General features: G+C 28.7%; 15 protein-coding genes. 3 read left to right on the top strand and 12 right to left on the bottom strand.

Going from position 1 to position 17,591, the window contains the following annotated elements; all coding sequences use genetic code 11:
- Positions 1-83 precede the first annotated feature (83 nt).
- From dnaJ to gpr, 10 genes are all read right to left on the bottom strand, one after another.
- Positions 84-1,226, bottom strand: coding sequence for a molecular chaperone DnaJ (gene dnaJ / locus BFN48_RS02605; RefSeq protein ID WP_069649304.1), 1,143 nt, complete (start codon positions 1,224-1,226; stop codon positions 84-86).
- A 63-nt stretch (positions 1,227-1,289) separates the two neighbouring features.
- Complete coding sequence (dnaK, locus tag BFN48_RS02600; RefSeq protein ID WP_069649303.1) at positions 1,290-3,134, bottom strand: molecular chaperone DnaK; 1,845 nt, start codon at positions 3,132-3,134, stop codon at positions 1,290-1,292.
- Between the two features lie 21 nt (positions 3,135-3,155).
- The gene (grpE, locus tag BFN48_RS02595) at positions 3,156-3,737 is read right to left on the bottom strand and encodes a nucleotide exchange factor GrpE (RefSeq protein WP_069649302.1); all 582 of its coding nucleotides are present in this window, start codon (positions 3,735-3,737) and stop codon (positions 3,156-3,158) included.
- Positions 3,738-3,813: 76 nt separating this feature from the next.
- Complete coding sequence (hrcA, locus tag BFN48_RS02590; RefSeq protein WP_242863196.1) at positions 3,814-4,845, bottom strand: heat-inducible transcriptional repressor HrcA; 1,032 nt, start codon at positions 4,843-4,845, stop codon at positions 3,814-3,816.
- Positions 4,846-5,045: 200 nt separating this feature from the next.
- Positions 5,046-6,182, bottom strand: a complete 1,137-nt coding sequence (hemW, locus tag BFN48_RS02585; RefSeq protein WP_069649300.1) for a radical SAM family heme chaperone HemW — start codon at positions 6,180-6,182, stop codon at positions 5,046-5,048.
- 132 nt (positions 6,183-6,314) lie between these two features.
- Positions 6,315-8,126, bottom strand: a complete 1,812-nt coding sequence (gene lepA / locus BFN48_RS02580; RefSeq protein WP_069649299.1) for a translation elongation factor 4 — start codon at positions 8,124-8,126, stop codon at positions 6,315-6,317.
- A gap of 92 nt (positions 8,127-8,218) precedes the next feature.
- A complete protein-coding gene (locus BFN48_RS02575; protein ID WP_176718794.1) occupies positions 8,219-8,578 on the bottom strand; it encodes a hypothetical protein in 360 nt (119 codons plus the stop codon).
- A gap of 36 nt (positions 8,579-8,614) precedes the next feature.
- Positions 8,615-9,148: a signal peptidase I gene (gene lepB, locus BFN48_RS02570; RefSeq protein ID WP_069649297.1), complete on the bottom strand. Its 534-nt coding sequence runs from the start codon at positions 9,146-9,148 to the stop codon at positions 8,615-8,617.
- 69 nt (positions 9,149-9,217) lie between these two features.
- On the bottom strand, positions 9,218-10,513 hold the full coding sequence (spoIIP, locus tag BFN48_RS02565; protein ID WP_069649296.1) for a stage II sporulation protein P: 1,296 nt from the start codon (positions 10,511-10,513) through the stop codon (positions 9,218-9,220).
- 109 nt (positions 10,514-10,622) lie between these two features.
- Positions 10,623-11,597, bottom strand: coding sequence for a GPR endopeptidase (gene gpr, locus BFN48_RS02560; RefSeq protein WP_069649295.1), 975 nt, complete (start codon positions 11,595-11,597; stop codon positions 10,623-10,625).
- A 205-nt stretch (positions 11,598-11,802) separates the two neighbouring features.
- Here gpr and rpsT point away from each other — a divergent pair, with 205 nt between their 5' ends.
- The gene (rpsT, locus tag BFN48_RS02555) at positions 11,803-12,066 is read left to right on the top strand and encodes a 30S ribosomal protein S20 (protein WP_069649294.1); all 264 of its coding nucleotides are present in this window, start codon (positions 11,803-11,805) and stop codon (positions 12,064-12,066) included.
- Between the two features lie 59 nt (positions 12,067-12,125).
- Here the strand turns inward: rpsT and holA are convergent, their stop codons facing one another.
- Together holA and BFN48_RS02545 are read right to left on the bottom strand one after the other, a co-directional pair.
- Positions 12,126-13,166 carry a DNA polymerase III subunit delta gene (gene holA / locus BFN48_RS02550; protein WP_069649293.1) on the bottom strand — a complete coding sequence of 347 codons (1,041 nt, stop codon included), beginning with the start codon at positions 13,164-13,166 and terminating at the stop codon, positions 12,126-12,128.
- 26 nt (positions 13,167-13,192) lie between these two features.
- A complete protein-coding gene (locus BFN48_RS02545) occupies positions 13,193-15,517 on the bottom strand; it encodes a DNA internalization-related competence protein ComEC/Rec2 (protein ID WP_069649292.1) in 2,325 nt (774 codons plus the stop codon).
- A 122-nt stretch (positions 15,518-15,639) separates the two neighbouring features.
- On the opposite strand from BFN48_RS02545, the gene BFN48_RS02540 reads away from it, so the two are divergent.
- Together BFN48_RS02540 and BFN48_RS02535 are read left to right on the top strand one after the other, a co-directional pair.
- The gene (locus BFN48_RS02540) at positions 15,640-16,119 is read left to right on the top strand and encodes an ROK family protein (protein ID WP_069649291.1); all 480 of its coding nucleotides are present in this window, start codon (positions 15,640-15,642) and stop codon (positions 16,117-16,119) included.
- A gap of 192 nt (positions 16,120-16,311) precedes the next feature.
- Positions 16,312-17,589: an ArsB/NhaD family transporter gene (locus BFN48_RS02535; RefSeq protein ID WP_069649290.1), complete on the top strand. Its 1,278-nt coding sequence runs from the start codon at positions 16,312-16,314 to the stop codon at positions 17,587-17,589.
- The last annotated feature ends 2 nt before the right edge of the window (positions 17,590-17,591 follow it).

Genomic DNA, 17,591 nt, shown 5'->3' with positions numbered 1-17,591 from the left:
TTTCCACTTTATTATACCCTATTAAACTAAAAAAAACCAGCAAAAATACAAAAGTAAATCACTCCACTGAATATGGAGTGATTTTAACCTCCGAAAGCATCTTTTACTTTATCGAAAAATCCTTTTTTATGTTCATGAACAGTATCACCAGTAGCCTTTGCAAACTCTCTTAAAATCTGTTTTTGCTTCTCGTTTAATTTCTTTGGTACTTGTACTTTCACCTTAACATACTGGTCTCCTCTACCGTTACCTCTGATATATGGAATACCTTTATTTTTCAATCTAAAAATTGTACCTGTTTGTGTTCCTTCTGGTATATTATATCTTACTTTTCCATCAAGTGTTGGAACTTCAATAGTAGCTCCTAATGCTGCCTGTACAAAAGTAATTGGTATTTCACAAATAACATCATTTCCTTCACGTTCAAAAATTTCATGAGGTAACACATTTATATAAACATATAAATCCCCTGGAGGACCACCTTTTTCACCTGGCTCTCCTTCTCCTCTGAGAGGTATCACTGAACCTGTATCTACCCCTGCCGGTATTTTTATATTTATTTTTTTCAAACGGCGTTCTTTACCAGTTCCTCCACAATTTGAACATGGTACTTCTACAATTTCTCCTGTTCCATGACATCTATCACAAGTTCTTACATTCACAAACTGACCAAAAGGTGTATTGTGAGCGTATCTTATTTCTCCTGTACCATTACACTTCGGACAAGTTATTTTATTAGTACCTGGTTTAGCACCTGTCCCATGACATACCGAACAGTTCTCTGTTCGTCTTATCTTTATTTCCTTTTCAACACCAAAAGCTGCTTCTTCGAATTCTAAATCTAGTGTATATTTTAAATCAGCACCTCTTTTAGGTCCTGCTTTTCTTCTTCGTGAAAAACCTCCACCAAAAGCTTCAAAAATATCATCAAATATATCACCAAATCCACCAAAGCCTTCAAAACCACCAAAACCTTGACCAAATCCTCCTGCTGCATTACCATTTACACCTGCATGACCAAATCTATCGTATCTCGCTCTTTTTTCTGAGTCGCTTAATACTTCATAAGCTTCATTTATTTCTTTAAATTTTTGTTCAGCTTCTTTATCCCCTGGATTTAGGTCTGGATGATATTTTTTGGCTAATTTTCTATATGCTTTCTTGATTTCTTGCTCCGATGCATTTTTGCTAACACCTAATATTTCGTAGTAATCTCTCTTGCTCATTCTTTCACCACCTTTCAACATCAAAAACCAAAGCTAAATCCAGAGGATTTAGCTTTGGTTTATTTATTTATCATCATCTACAACTTCATAGTCAGCATCAACTACATTTTCATCTTTCTTTCCATTTTGTTGGTTATTTTCTTGCTGCCCAGCCTGAGCTCCATATTGCTGTGATGCCTGCTGATACATTTTTTGTGATAATGCATGGAATTCGTTAGTTAATTCCTCAGTTTTCTTCTTAATTTCTTCTATATTATCGCCTTCCAATGCTTTCTTTAATTCATCTAATTTAGCTTTAACTTTAGACTTTTCATCTTCACTTACTTTATCTCCTAGTTCGTTTAATATTTTCTCTGTTTGATATACCATTGAATCAGCATTATTTCTTACTTCAACAGCTTCTTTTTTCTTCTTATCTTCTTCTGCATACTTTTCAGCTTCTTTTATCTTCCTTTGTATTTCTTCTTCAGTTAAGTTTGTTGATGCTGTTATAGTAATTTTTTGCTCTTTACCTGTTCCTAAATCTTTTGCTGAAACATGAACTATACCATTTGCATCTATATCGAAAGTAACCTCTATTTGTGGTACTCCTCTTGGTGCTGGAGGTATACCAGTTAATTGGAATCTACCTAATGTTGTATTGTCTTTAGCCATTGGTCTTTCACCTTGTAAAACATGAATGTCAACAGCTGTCTGATTATCTGCTGCAGTTGAGAATATTTGACTCTTCTTAGTAGGTATTGTTGTATTTCTTTCTATTAGTTTAGTAAATACCCCACCTAAAGTTTCGATACCTAGTGATAGTGGAGTTACATCAAGTAATAATAAGTCTTTAACTTCTCCACTTAAAACTCCTGCCTGAATCGCTGCACCAATAGCTACACATTCATCAGGATTTATTCCCTTATGAGGTTCTTTACCAATTAAATTCTTAATAGCTCTTTGAACAGCTGGTATTCTTGTTGAACCACCTACTAAAATAACTTTATCTATATCTGATGGTGATAAATTAGCATCAGCTAATGCTCTCTTAGTAGGTTCTATAGTTTTTTCTACAAGATGAGCTGTTAATTCTTCAAACTTAGCTCTTGTTAAATCCATATTTAAATGTTTAGGACCATCTTGTGTAGCGGTAATAAATGGAAGATTTATATTTGTTGTCATAACACTTGATAATTCTTTTTTAGCTTTTTCTGCTGCTTCTTTTAATCTTTGTAGAGCCATTTTATCATTTCTTAAATCTATTCCGTGTTCTTTTTTGAATTCTTCTGCTAGATAATCTATAATTGCTTGGTCAAAATCATCTCCACCTAGATGGTTGTTACCACTTGTTGCAATAACTTCAAATACTCCATCTCCAATTTCTAATATTGATACGTCAAATGTACCTCCACCTAAGTCAAATACTAATATTTTTTGCTGTTCATCACCTTTATCTAAACCATACGCAAGTGATGCAGCTGTTGGTTCGTTTATAATTCTTCTTACATTTAAACCTGCTATTCTACCTGCATCTTTTGTTGCTTGTCTTTGACTGTCTGTAAAATATGCAGGAACAGTTATTACTGCATCTGTAACTGGCTCTCCAAGATAACTTTCAGCATCTGCTTTAAGTTTTTGAAGAATCATAGCAGAAATATCTTGAGGTGTATACTCTTTTCCATCAATATTTACTTTATGATCTGTACCCATATGTCTCTTTATTGAAATTATTGTTCTATCTGGATTTGTAATTGCTTGTCTTTTTGCAGTTTCACCAACTAGTCTTTCTCCATTTTTTGTAAAAGCTACAATTGAAGGTGTAGTTCTATTTCCTTCAGCATTTGGTATAACTACAGGCTCTCCTCCTTCAATAACAGCAACACAGGAGTTTGTTGTACCTAAATCGATACCTATTATTTTACCCATAGTCTTCTCCTCCCTTTCAAGTTATTTTGATATTTTTACCATACTTGGTCTAATGACTTTATCTTTTAATTTATATCCTTTTTGGTATACCTCTATTATTGTATCTTCTTCATGTTCACTTGATTCTTCTTGTGCAACTCCATGATGTAGATTAGGGTCAAATTTCTCGCCTATCGCCTTTATCTCTTCTAAACCACTCTTTTTAAGTATATCTAGTAATTGTTTGTAAACCATTTCTACACCTTTATAAAAACTATCTTCTTTCTGTCTATCATTAACTGAATCTAATGCTCTTTCCAAATTGTCTATCACAGGTAATACTTGACATATTAACTCTTCAGATGCATAAGCATATATTGATTCTTTCTCTTTTTCTACTCTTTTTTTATAATTTAAAAAGTCTGCTTGCAATCTTAAAAATCTATTATTTAATTCTTCTAATTCTTTCATTTTACCTTCTAGCTTTGCTTTTATTTCATCTATATTATCTTCTTTTGATTCTTCTCTAACATCATTAGCATCTTTTTCTTCATTTTCCGTATCTTTTTCTTCATTATGTACCTGTTCTTTTGTAACTTCTTGTTCATGCTGATCTTTTTCCATATATTTCACCTCTTTTCAATATTCATAAATATATATTCTATTCAATACATTGGGTGCAAGATAAAATCTCACACCCTTATAATGTAAAATAGTTTTTCAAAATCTCATTTAAATCAAAAGCTATTGATTTGACAACAGAAACCACTTTTGAATAATCCATTCTTGTAGGTCCAATTACACCTATTTTTCCTATTGTTTTGCCATTTAAGCTGTATGTTGCAGTAATCAAACTACAGTTACTTACTGCTTCATAACAGTTTTCACTACCAATAGTAATCTCAATGTCATGGAATCCACTCTTTAAAAGCATATCAACTACAGATTCCTTATTTTCTATAAATGATATAAAGCTTTTTGCTTTCGCAATATCATTATACTCTGGAAAATTAAATATGTTAGTTACACCATCTGCAAACAAATCTACCTCATACATACCATCTATTGATTGGTTTATTAATGGTAAAATATCTTTTATCGTATTTTTTAAACTATACATCTCTTTTACAAGCTCTGTTTCAATATTCTTACTTATATCTTCTATTGAACATCCTTTTAATCTGCTATTTAGATAATTAGTGATTTTTTCTAATTGTTCCTCTTTTATGCCATTTTCAATTCTGAATACTGTATTTTTAACTATTCCTGTATCTGTAACCATAACAACTAATACTTTATGTTCATCTATAGGTATTAGCTGTATTCTCTTTAATTTACTTCTTTTGATTTGAGGAGCAATTGCTAAAGATGTATAATTTGTAAGTTTAGATAAAATCTTAGCTGCATTTTGTATAACTTGTTCTATTTCTCTTATTTCTTTAAGTAAGCCCAGTTTTATTTTTTTTCTTTCTTCTTCTGTAATTTTCTTTATCTGCATCAAATTGTCCACATATAGTCTGTATGCTTTATCAGATGGTATTCTTCCCGCTGAAGTATGAGGCTGTAATAAATAGCCCAATTCCTCTAAATCTGACATTTCATTTCGTATAGTTGCTGAACTAACTCCCAGATTATATTTTTTCGCAATAGTTCTTGACCCTACTGGCTCAGCATTTGTAATATAGCTGTGAATTATTGCCTGTAGGATTTTAAGCTTTCTATCATTTAACATCATACATACCACCTCAATTAGTTATAGAAAGCCTAAATTTTGTAATTTGTAAAACTTGTCATTTTTATTAGCACTCTACCCTATCGAGTGCTAATCTTATGTTTTTAAATTATCACTGATTTTAAAATTTGTCAATACCTTTGTGTTAATTAGTCGATAGTTATTAGTCAGTAGTTGATAGTTGCTAATTAATAAGCAAGCTAAGGGAGTAATTCTACAAAAACTAAGTTGGATAAATCGATTCCTCTTTTTGTTAACCTAATATATTCTTCTTTATTTTCTATTAAATCTTTATCTTCTAAACTTTTTAACTGTCTGCCATACACATTTTCTACGTTTAACCCGAATCTATTTTTAAAGTCTTGTTTTCTTATCCCTTTAATTAATCTTAATCCTAATATCATAAATTCTGCTATTTCCATTTCTATATCTATTTTTTCACTTTCTTCAACAGGCAAACTATCTTCACTTAAACACTTAAAATACTGCTTAAAATCTCCAAAATTGCTCCATCTTTTACTGCTTATATTAGAATGAGCAGATAATCCTAATCCAAGATAAGGTTTTACATTCCAATATATTAAGTTGTGCTTACATTCATAACCAGGTTTGGCGAAATTAGATATTTCATAATGTATAAAATTGTTATCTTCTAATAATTCTATTCCCTTATAATACATATCCCTTTCTATATCTTCATCAGGTAAGTTTAATCTAGATTCATTATATAGTTTATAAAACAATGTCCCTTCTTCTATTTTTAAACTATAAAATGAAATATGTTCTGTTTTTAGTGCAATAACTTTTTTCAATGTATCAACAACATCTTTTATTGTCTGTCCTGGCAAATTAAACATTACATCTATATTAACATTATCAAAACCAAACTTTCTTATTAAATCATAGCTTTCTAAAAAATCTCTAGCAGTATGAATTCGTCCTATACTCTTTAATAAATTATCATTGAAAGACTGCAAACCTAAACTTATTCTGTTTATTCCCAAGTTTTTATAATCATTTAATTTATATTTATTTAACGTTTTCGGATTTGCTTCTATTGTAAATTCAATTAACATAGAAAGATCAAACTTTTTATAAACATGATTTACAATATCACAGATATATTTGCTATCTATACTAGAAGGGGTTCCACCTCCAATAAATATTGTTTTAACTTTATAATCTTTTAATTCAACCGAATACAAATCTATTTCTTTCTTTAAATATTTTATATAATCTTCAATAATATATGATTTATCTGTATATGAATTAAAATCACAATAAAAACATTTGCTTACACAAAATGGTATATGAATGTATAATCCTAATTCATTCATAATTAATTCTCCTTTAATTAAATTTTAAGGCACACTACTAAAGTGTGCCTATTTGTTAACAAAGTAAATCTTTCAAAATATATGAAAATAAAAGTAAATTCTTTCGCATGAATGTTATTTTCATATATAATTTTATTTATCATCAAACTTCAATACTGCTAAAAAGGCTTCCTGAGGTACTTCAACATTACCTAATTGTCTCATTCGTTTTTTACCTTCTTTTTGTTTCTGCAATAGTTTTTTCTTTCTTGATACGTCCCCACCATAACATTTTGCAAGAACATCTTTTCTTAATGCTTTGATAGTTTCTCTAGCAATTACTTTTGAACCAATCGCTGCCTGAATTGGAACAGCAAATAAATGTCTCGGTATAACGTCCTTTAACTTTTCAACTATACTTCTAGCTCTTTCATAAGCCTTATCTCTATGAACTATTATAGAAAATGCATCAACAAGCTCTTTGTTGATTAAAATATCTAATTTAACTAAATCTGATTTCTGATATCCCTTAAGCTCATAATCAAAAGAGGCATATCCTTTTGTTTTTGATTTAAGTGCATCAAAAAAGTCGTAAATTACTTCATTTAATGGTAAATCATAATGCATTACTACTCTTGATTGATCTAAATATTCCATATTCTTAAATATTCCTCTTCTTGACTGACATAATTCCATTACAGCTCCAACATAGTCAGTAGGTGTCATAATTGAAGCTTCAACTATCGGCTCTTCCATATACTCTATTTCAGCCACTGGTGGCAAGTTTGTTGGATTTTGAATAGTCAGCATTTCTCCATCTTTTTTCATTACCTTATAAATAACACTAGGAGCTGTAGTAACAATATTTAAATTAAATTCTCTTTCTAATCTTTCCTGAATAATTTCCATATGCAATAATCCTAAAAATCCACATCTAAATCCAAAACCCAATGCTGCAGATGTCTCAGGCTCAAACACTAATGCAGCATCATTTACTTGTAGTTTTTCTAATGCATCTTTAACGTTATTATAGTCTTCACCCTCAGCTGGATATACCCCACAGTATACCATAGGTGTAACTTTCTTATAGCCTGGCAGCGGCTTTTCAGTTGGATTTTGTGCATCTGTTATCGTATCTCCAACTCTTGCATCTCTAACATTTTTTATACTTGCAGCAACATAACCAACATCTCCAGCATTTAATTCTTTAACTGGCACTTGATTAGGTGCAAATATACCAACCTCATTAACTTCAAAAGTTTTACCCGTTGCCATCATTTTTATTTTCATACCTGGCTTTATACTTCCTTCAACTACTCTTATATAAGTTATAACGCCTTTATAGCTATCATAATATGAATCAAATATCAAAGCTTTCAATGGAGCATTAATATCTCCTGTAGGTGCTGGTATTTTCTTTACGATACTTTCTAATACATCCTCTATATTTAGTCCTTCCTTAGCTGATATCATAGGTGCATCTTCACAATCTAATCCTATTACCTCTTCTATTTCTCTTTTTACTTCTTCTGGTCTTGCACTTGGTAAGTCTATTTTATTAATAACAGGTATTATCTCTAAATCTTGTTCTAATGCTAAATAAACATTTGCTAAAGTTTGTGCCTCAACGCCTTGTGCTGCATCAACTACTAAAAGAGCACCTTCACAAGCAGCTAAACTTCTTGATACCTCATAGTTAAAATCGACATGACCTGGTGTATCTATAAGATTTAAGATGTACTCTTCGCCATCTTTAGCCTTATAGATTAATCTTGTAGTTTGTAATTTTATTGTAATTCCTCTTTCACGCTCTAAATCCATATTATCTAATATTTGGTCCTTCATCTCTCTTTCAGTAAGAAGGCCTGTCTTCTCTATCAATCTATCGGCTAATGTTGATTTACCATGATCTATATGAGCTATTATAGAAAAATTTCTTACTCTTTTCTGTCTATCTTTCGGCATATCTATCCTCCTCATAACATGGAAGTAATTCTAAACAATTATAACATAATATATAATGTGTTAAAAGTATAAATTAATAAAACGTTAACATACTAAAACACCGGGCTTAAGCCCGGCTCATTTTTTTTAAATCCTACTATTAAATCTCTTATTCGATTAACATAATTTAATACTATAGTTTTATATTTCTTATAGTACATATCAATATCAGATTTCTTTATGTTATAGATATTTCCCATTAATTGTATTTTATATATACCATTAAAATAACTGTATTCAAACAGTTTCTCATCTTCTATTTGCAAAAGTTCGATAAAAGATTGGTCAACGATTCTAAGTCCAATGAATAAAATCAAAGTAACCAATAAAATCGCCAATCTTTTTCTTTGTCTTATCTTACGTCTAAGCTTTCTTTCATTTAATTTTTCAAGCCTTGTTCTCATAATAATCACCAAGATTATTATGGACAAAGTTAAAAATATTTATACCTATTTATACAATGATCCAAATCTACTATCAAAAGGATAATACCTAAATACTGCTTTACCTTTAATAAGCTTTACAGGTACTGGTCCAAAATACCTACTATCTTTACTTGCACCTAACTTTCTATTATCACCTAACACAAACACATAACCTTCAGGAACCTTCAAATCTATATTACCATGAGTATACAAACTACCTTTCAAATAATATTCATCTAGCACTTTTCCATTAATATATACCTTGCCATCTACTATTTTTATCTCATCATTTTCAACAGCTACCACACGTTTTATGTAATCTTTATCTGGTACATCTGGTGCTTTAAGTACAACTATGTCTCCTCTTTTCGGTTCTCCTATAATATATATCAGTTTATTCGTAAACAATCTGTCGCCTTCATGTAGAGTCGGATACATTGAATAACCAAGAACATATGTAGTATTGAAAATAAAAGTTTTAATTATTATAGCTATAACAACAGCAAATAATATACTTTTTATCCATTCTAGTATTTCCTTTTTAGCTTCTTCACTCATGTAAACACCTCCAAATCAGCACATACATTATTATAGCACTTTTATTCTAAAAAAAAAAGAACTTAAAATCTATTCAATAATACCTCTTAATGCCATATCTAAAACATTTCCTATAAGTTTTGCTGATCTTTTGGCTTCTTCAATTGTATTTAAATTGCTACCAACTTCTATTAATGCATAATGATCTTTTACATATTGATTAAATTTACCATAAGGTTTTATTACAATTCCCTTACATAATCCAGGATACATCTTGTCAGAAACTTCTTTTATATATTTAGCGAAATTTAATATTTCATCTTTATTTGGATTTTCAGGACCAATAACAAATGTATAAGTAGCAACATCAACACCGTTAATTTTAACCTTGCTCTGAGCTAAAGCCTTTTTAATATAGCTTGCATCTTCTGGAATACCATCTCTATGTATATCAAAAATTATCTTTATATTTTTATCTTTATTTATAATCTCCTTAACCGTTGATAAAGATCTTGTATATGATTGATTATATGAAGGTATATCATGATAGATATCAATATGCTTAACATTATGACCTTTTTCTTTAAGTACCTCTGTTATAATATCACCTATCTTTATAACATTATAATCCCTTTTTGTCGTATGAAATCTATTTGTTCTTATAGGCAAATATGCCTCAGTTCCATGTGTATGATATATAAGTATATATGGTTTTTCTTTATTAACTTTTAATTTTTTTACCATTTTTAGTTCTATATTTTTATCCGTTAAAATATCTCCTTCATTTGTCTCGAAAGGGTCCTCAATAAATATTATATCTTCCTTTATCTTTACTTCTCCATCTTCATTCGAACCAACTGGCTGCTTAGCAATATTTTGATTTTCATTATCTTTCGTTTCATTTGTACTAAAATAATTTAAATTATTTACAGGAGTAATATCTTCTTCTTTATTTAAAATTGATTCTATCTGAGCTTTCAAAAAAGATGTCATTTGAAAATATGATTTTAAACTATTTAACAATTCACTAACAAAACCCTTATCAGAGCTATTTTTATATTTTTGATAATACATAACCTTCATATATGAATTAGAATTAATGATTATTTTCAAAAAAAAATTATCTACGCCATCAATTTTTAAATAATGTTCTTCATTCTCTACACTAAATAAATCAGTAGTATTTATTTTGTCTAAACTATTTTCATTTTCTCCATTATAGTGGGAAATATAGTTAAATGCCTCTACAACTTCTTCATTATCGTCTTTGGCAAAATCGTTTGAAAGCTTAGAAATTATTCTAAAGCCGACGAAAAACAATACTAAACACAAAATAGCTATTATAATATACCAAATCCCCTTGTCTTTATAGATCCTAAGCCTCATAGGTAACACTCCCCTATACTTCTCTAATGTTAGACTGCTATATGAAATTATATTCCATAATTTTTGCTATTATGATAGAAAAAAGCGACCTAAGCCTAAGCTTAAATCGCTAATTTAAATACCTATTTACATCTTTTAAATCAATTCCTGGATGCAATGAGATATTTAATCCATTTGCAATTACTTGTGAAAGGTCGTTAATCAAATCATCAACTTCTTTTGGTGTAACCATAACATTTCCCATATAAGGATTTAATACTTCTTTAATTAATTGATATTTATCTTCACTTTCCATCTCTTCTAGCATAGAATAAAAATTACTGCCAACCTTAGCCTGTTTTTTCATTTCACCTACTATCATATCAATAGTATCATTTACCATTGTTGCAGCATCAACTACAGTTGGTACACCTATCGCTATAACTGGGACACCCAGATATTCTTTATTTAAACCTTTCCTTTTATTTCCCACACCAGAACCAGGACTAATTCCTGTATCAGAAATTTGGATAGTACTGCTTACTCTTTCCATTTTTCTAGATGCTAATGCATCTACAGCTATAACTAAATCTGGTTTAATCTTTTCAACAACCCCCTTTATTATTTCTCCTGTTTCAATCCCAGTAAGTCCCATTACACCTGGAGAAATAGCTGAAACATTTGCCATTGTTTCATCTTCAGTCTTTTTGTAAGCCTCAAAGTAATGTCTTGTAACCAAAATTTTATCTACTACTTTCGGACCCAAAGCATCAGGAGTTACATTCCAGTTACCCAAACCTACAACTAAAGTTTTATTACTTTTATCAAGTTTGTGTAAAGCCTTAAGTTCTTTAGCTAATACTTTACTAATTTCATCTTTTAAATCCTGATCAGCTTTTTTTAATGCTGGTGCTTCAATAGTAATATAATTACCTATTGGTTTCCCCATTTGATTTGCTCCATATTCATTAACTATTTTTACTCTTGTTATTGTATAATTCTCTTTTTCCTCTCTCTCAACTTCAACTCCAGATACTTCAACATTATTCTTTTCTTTATATAACTCTCTCGCTTCAATAGCCAAGTCAGTTCTTATTTGTAGCATTTTGACACCACCTTTATATATAGTAGTATCTTTATGTTAACTCTTTATTAAATTATTTATTCTTATTTTTGTTTTCAAATTTATCTCTTTGACTGCATAATTTCATTGATACATGGGAATAAAAGAAATAACATATTTTTCTTGCAATTTATATATGTTCATGGTAAAATATCATTTGTCAATTGCATTTGAAGGGGGTGAACCTATGGCAAATATTAAATCAGCTAAGAAGAGAATTAAAGTTATAGAAAAAAGAACTGCTATAAATAGAAGAAGAAAGTCAGAAATCAAGACTTACATCAGAAAGTTTAATGAAGCATTAGAAAGCGGAAATATTGAAGAAGCTAAAAGCTTACTTAGATTAGTTGAGAAAAAGCTTTATAGAGCTGCTGCAAAAGGGACTATTCATAAAAATGCAGCTTCAAGAAAGGTTAGCCGTTTAGCTAAGAGATTAAATGAAGCTGTTTAATTAAATATGTAGCACTTATACTTCGGGCAAAAGCCCGAATTATTTTTTTTTGAAAACTTTTAAATACTTCTTGAAAACTCAACAATCAACATTTCAAGTGCTAGCCTACTCTCTATTTCACCTTTTTTAATACTTTCATCTACTTTTAAACATCTTTCAAATGCACTTTGTAATTCTTCAATTCTAAAATTCCTGCTTTGTTCAATCAATTTTTTTACTACAAAATTCTGAACTCCTAGCTTTTGTGCAATAACACCTTGACTATACCCTTTTCCTTCTAAAAGTTTTGTCATAAATAAAAGTCTAATTTGTTTGATAACCATATGTAAAATCAACTGTATTGGTTCATTATTTAATATCATCTCATTTAAAAGTGTTAGTGCCCTATCTGTCCTTTTTTGACCAACTGAATCAACTAATTTAAAAATATTATTTTCAAGACTTCGAATCAGAATTTTATCTATATCTTCAATCTCAACTTTCTTTCTATCCCCTAAATAATTACATATTTTTATAATTTCATTTTCCAAATCATAAAGTGTCTTATTACTACTAAACTCTAAATACCCTGTATTTTCAATAAAATGTAAAATATCATTTTTTGTTATCTTTTTATTATATTTACTAAATAGCTTAGATACCCATTTAATTAAATCGTCTCCTTTTATTTTTGATAATTCAACAACCATACCAACATTTTTTATATTTTTAACTAGCTTTTTTCTGTTATCAATCTTCTCTTCTCTAACAACAAAAATTAAACAAGTGAAACTGCTTATCTTAGAAATATATTCATTTAAACGCTGCTCATCTTCTTTGCTACCTAGTTTTCCACCTGTTAAAAATATTAAGTTCTCTATAATTACAATTTTTTTATCTGACATAAAAGGTAGCGTCTCACAGGCATTTATAATTGAATCTACACTTACTTCTTTTCCATCTAAATACACGTAATTAAGAGACTCAAAACTTTTATCTATATATTTTTCTTTTATCTCATTTATTATCCAATCAATTAAATAGTTTTCCTTACCATATATAAGATAAACTCTTTTTAAATCATTATTTTGAATATCATTTAAAATTTGTCTATAACTCATAGTAACACTCCCTTGGTCTTAAAGTTTTAATTACTAATAAACCCATATATCTTATATTTGCTTGGTGTGATTTGTATTGTAACTAACCCATCTTTATCAGTTCTATAAATTTTTATATTATGTTTTTTATATCTTTTTAGCACTTCTTCACTAGGATGTCCAAAATAGTTGATACCTACACTTATAATACCATATTCAGGTTTAACTGATTTTAAAAATTCTTCAGTTGAAGATGTATTACTACCATGATGAGGTATTTTAAGAATATCTATGTCTATATTGTTTTGACTTGACACTATTTTTTCCACTTCCGATTCTATATCTCCAGTAAACAAAACTTTTTTCCCATATACCTCTAGAAGCAATACCATAGACAAGTTGTTCTCATTTTCATATCTACTTTTATTTATATCTTTATTAGGATATAAAACTTCAAAAGATACACTTTTAGTTACCTTTATTTTATCACCTCTAGTTAATATTTTAACTGGTATATCTTTTTCTGCTGCTTTTTTAATAATATCTAAATAAAGGTCATTCTGTATATTTTCATATGATATAAATATATTTTTTATTTTAAGTCTTTCAATTAATTTTAGTAAAGCTTCACAATGGTCTTCGTGAAAATGAGATATAAAAACTCCATCCAAAGTAAAAATACCCTTTTTAACTAAATACGGATAAAGTATATTTTCACCAATGTCGAATTCACCTGTAAGTGAACCACCAGTATCTATTAAGAAAAATTTTTCGTTATTAAGGTTAATCAAGCTACAATCACCTTGTCCAACATCTAGAAATTCTATTTCTACATTATTTTGTAAAGTAATATAGAATACTATCAATAGTATAGTAAATAAAGTACTTATCAAAAAAGCTTTCTTAATCTTCACAGATAGCAAATCAAGTTTTATATAACTCAAAAGTATAAATACGGCGAGATAATAGTAAATAATACTCTCAAATGACGGCTGAGGTAGTGTTAATGCTTTATATGGAAACATATCAAAAAAATTCATTACAAATCTAGTTAAATTCAAAATTGTATTCAATAATGCTCCTAAAAATAAAGCAATATTTATATTAAGATAAGAAACAAAAATTAAAATAAACCCTCCTATAACTGAAAAAGATAATATTGGAACTAAAACTAGATTAGTTATTATTGCTATTAAAGATATATTATTAAAATGATATGCTAGTAGTGGCAATATGCCAATTTGCACTGCTAAAACAGGAGATATCAGCTTTCCAATTTTGTTATTTAACTTTAATAGCAATTCTATTCTTTTTGTAAACAATACTAATAATAAAGCTGATACAAATGATAGTTGAAAACCTATATTAAAAATCCATAGTGGCTTAAAAATAAGTAAAATAAAAGCCCCAAATAAAATACCGTTTACTACATCATATCTTCTAAAATTCAAATTAGAAATCATTAGTACTGTAAAAATAATTGAAGCTCTTAATACTGATGGAGGAAATTCTACTATGTAACCATAACTCCAAATTAATATTATTGTAATAATCGTAGACAATCTTTTATCTAGTCGTAATATAGCAAAAATAAAAAGAAAAAAAGCTGAAATTATTCCTATATGAAGACCAGATACTGCTAATACATGAGAAATTCCCATCTCTCTAAAGCTATTAAGTGTATTTTTATCTAAATACGAACTTTCTCCCAAAATAATTGATTTAATTATTGAACTATTTTCTTCTGACAATGTTGTATCTAGTACATTTAAGAATGTTTTTCGAATTATTTGAGCATTATACTCGAAAAAATTCAAGTTATTTCTAGATAATAAATAAATTGAATAATCTTTTGAATATATTATTAAATTTATATTTTGTGTCTTCAAGTAAAGTCTGTAATTAAACAACCTCGGATTTGTATTTGCCTTAGGTCTCTTTACAACTCCAACTCCTTTTACTTTATCTCCTTCTTTAAAAGCCTTTTTTCCATTAATATTTAACAATACTTTTTCTTTTATATGATAAGTAGTTCCATTAATTTTAGTATAATCAGCAATTAATACATATTTTGAATATGAAGGATTTTTAGTAATTTCTTTTTTAATTATACCTGTATATTCTACTCTATTATCATACAAAAAATCTAGTTTATCTTCATTTATTATGCTATTAGCATTATAATATCCAGTAAAAAAAACTAATAAAATCAAGGAAAATATAAACACCTTCTCTTTTAAAATTGATAATATAAACAAAACCACAGAAAACAATAAACCTATAAGTAACAACTTTGTTGTAATATGAAATTTAAAGCTAAGATAAATTCCAAAGATATACGGAAATAAAATATAAGAAAATGGTCTTTTCATACTAAAACCCCATTAAAATATACTTAAAATAATTATATCATTTTAAAAATTTTTTTGTTAAATGTTTCTAATTTTCAAAATTGTGGTATAATTATTTTAAGTTTATTAAGGAGGTACTATTTATGAGAAGATATATGAAAGCAGAAGTAAATAGGCATGATATGATACTTACGCAAATGGGAGCTAAGATTGATGTGATAAACTCTTATATGTGCTATGTTACATTTGATTTAGATGGAACAAAGATTTCATATGTATATAACGTTAATAAAAATAATAAATATTTTTTGGAAAGGATAGAACCTTATCCTGAACCTGCAGGTACTTTTAAAAGTGAAGAAGATGTAATTGAAACAATAAAAATCGATATCGAGCAATTCAAAAATGCAAAAAACTCTAGAGTATTCGATTTATTTGTTGAAATAAATAAAGAAATGAGCAAAACCATTAGAAATTTTGAAGACCTTTACCTTTATTATAACGTACCACGTGAATGTGCTGATTCAATAAAATCTAAAATTAAAGAAATACAAGACATTATCAAAGAAGCTAAAAATAACTGTAAAAGAGTTTATTTTAAAAAAGATCCAGAAACTCTTTAGTTACAAAACGGCCTTTGGCCGTTTTTTGAATTTTCAAAATAATTAGTATAAGTATGAATTTTGGAGATATTCTAAAATAATAATGAAATATTAGTTAATTTAACATGTCAGAGTTACAAATAAGATTTTAAATTATTCTAATATAGGAGTAAAATAATATTCGTGTGTACATATTTAAAAGGAGTTGTTGATATGCTAACAAATTCTCATGTTTATATCGCTGCGATTGTATTTATATTAACTTATGCTTTCATTATTTCTGAAAAAATTAACAGAACTGCAGTTGCACTATTAGGTGCAGCAATAATGCTAGGTCTTAAAGTAATCAGTCAGGAATACGCCTTTGAATCTATCGATTTTAATACGATAGGATTATTAATCGGCATGATGATTATTGTAACTATAACTAAACGAACGGGAGTATTTCAATATATTGCTATTAAATCAGCAAAGTTAGCTAAAGGCGATCCGTGGAAAATTATTTTATCCTTTTCAATAATAACTGCTATTTCATCAGCACTTTTAGATAATGTAACTACAGTTCTATTAATTGCACCAGTTACTTTAGTTATTACTGACACATTAAATCTTAATCCAATACCATTCTTACTACCTGAAATACTTTCTGCAAATATTGGTGGAACAGCTACATTAATTGGTGACCCTCCCAACATTATGATTGGTAGCGCAACTGGTTTAGGTTTTCTTGATTTTCTTTTTAATTTAGGTCCAGTAGTAGTAATTATCTTTATAGTTGTAATTTTTATATTAAAATTAATATATGGTAAAGAGCTTAGTGTCGATGAAGAACACAAAAAGCATATAATGGATTTTGATGAATATAAAGCTATAAAAGACTATGCTCTACTTAGAAAAAGTTTAATAGTCTTAGGACTAACTATAATAGGCTTTACATTACATCAAATTTTCGAATTTGAATCAGCTACAGTAGCACTTATAGGTGCTTCTGTGTTACTAGTTTTAAGTAAAATAAATCCAGAAGAAATTTTAATTGAATTAGAATGGACTACTATTTTTTTCTTCGCAGGACTATTTATTCTAGTTGGTGCTCTAGAGGAAGTTGGTATTATAGAAGCCATAGCAGAAAAAGTAGTTTTCTTAACAAAAGGTAATCTTTTCCTAACTACTTTAATGATTATTTGGGTATCTGCTATTGCTTCAGCATTCATTGATAATATTCCTTTTGTTGCAACAATGATTCCATTAATAAAAAGTATTGGAGCTATGTCAAATATTAACGTTATCCCTCTTTGGTGGGCTTTAGCTTTAGGTGCTTGCTTAGGAGGAAACGGTAGCTTAGTTGGTGCATCAGCTAATGTAATTGTTGCTGGTATGTTGGAAAAAACAAAATATAGGCTTACATTTATAGATTTTATTAAAGTTGGTTTCCCCATTATGATTATATCTATTTTAATCTCTACAGCATACTTGATAGTATTTTATATCTAGGA

The organism is Caloranaerobacter ferrireducens, from assembly GCF_001730685.1.
GTDB classification, from domain to species: domain Bacteria; phylum Bacillota; class Clostridia; order Tissierellales; family Thermohalobacteraceae; genus Caloranaerobacter; species Caloranaerobacter ferrireducens.
This window is presented reverse-complemented; position numbering and strand designations above follow the sequence as displayed.

Bases quoted from the DNA above. Each gene is read 5' to 3' on its own strand.
- dnaJ (WP_069649304.1), bottom strand. From the start codon at position 1,226: ATGAGCAAGAGAGATTACTACGAAATATTAGGTGTTAGCAAAAATGCA.
- dnaK (WP_069649303.1), bottom strand. From the start codon at position 3,134: ATGGGTAAAATAATAGGTATCGATTTAGGTACAACAAACTCCTGTGTT.
- grpE (WP_069649302.1), bottom strand. From the start codon at position 3,737: ATGGAAAAAGATCAGCATGAACAAGAAGTTACAAAAGAACAGGTACAT.
- hrcA (WP_242863196.1), bottom strand. From the start codon at position 4,845: ATGTTAAATGATAGAAAGCTTAAAATCCTACAGGCAATAATTCACAGC.
- hemW (WP_069649300.1), bottom strand. From the start codon at position 6,182: ATGAATGAATTAGGATTATACATTCATATACCATTTTGTGTAAGCAAA.
- lepA (WP_069649299.1), bottom strand. From the start codon at position 8,126: ATGCCGAAAGATAGACAGAAAAGAGTAAGAAATTTTTCTATAATAGCT.
- lepB (WP_069649297.1), bottom strand. From the start codon at position 9,148: ATGAGTGAAGAAGCTAAAAAGGAAATACTAGAATGGATAAAAAGTATA.
- spoIIP (WP_069649296.1), bottom strand. From the start codon at position 10,513: ATGAGGCTTAGGATCTATAAAGACAAGGGGATTTGGTATATTATAATA.
- gpr (WP_069649295.1), bottom strand. From the start codon at position 11,597: ATGCTACAAATAAGAACTGACTTGGCTATTGAAGCGAGAGAGTTATAT.
- rpsT (WP_069649294.1), top strand. From the start codon at position 11,803: ATGGCAAATATTAAATCAGCTAAGAAGAGAATTAAAGTTATAGAAAAA.
- holA (WP_069649293.1), bottom strand. From the start codon at position 13,166: ATGAGTTATAGACAAATTTTAAATGATATTCAAAATAATGATTTAAAA.
- BFN48_RS02545 (WP_069649292.1), bottom strand. From the start codon at position 15,517: ATGAAAAGACCATTTTCTTATATTTTATTTCCGTATATCTTTGGAATT.
- BFN48_RS02540 (WP_069649291.1), top strand. From the start codon at position 15,640: ATGAGAAGATATATGAAAGCAGAAGTAAATAGGCATGATATGATACTT.
- BFN48_RS02535 (WP_069649290.1), top strand. From the start codon at position 16,312: ATGCTAACAAATTCTCATGTTTATATCGCTGCGATTGTATTTATATTA.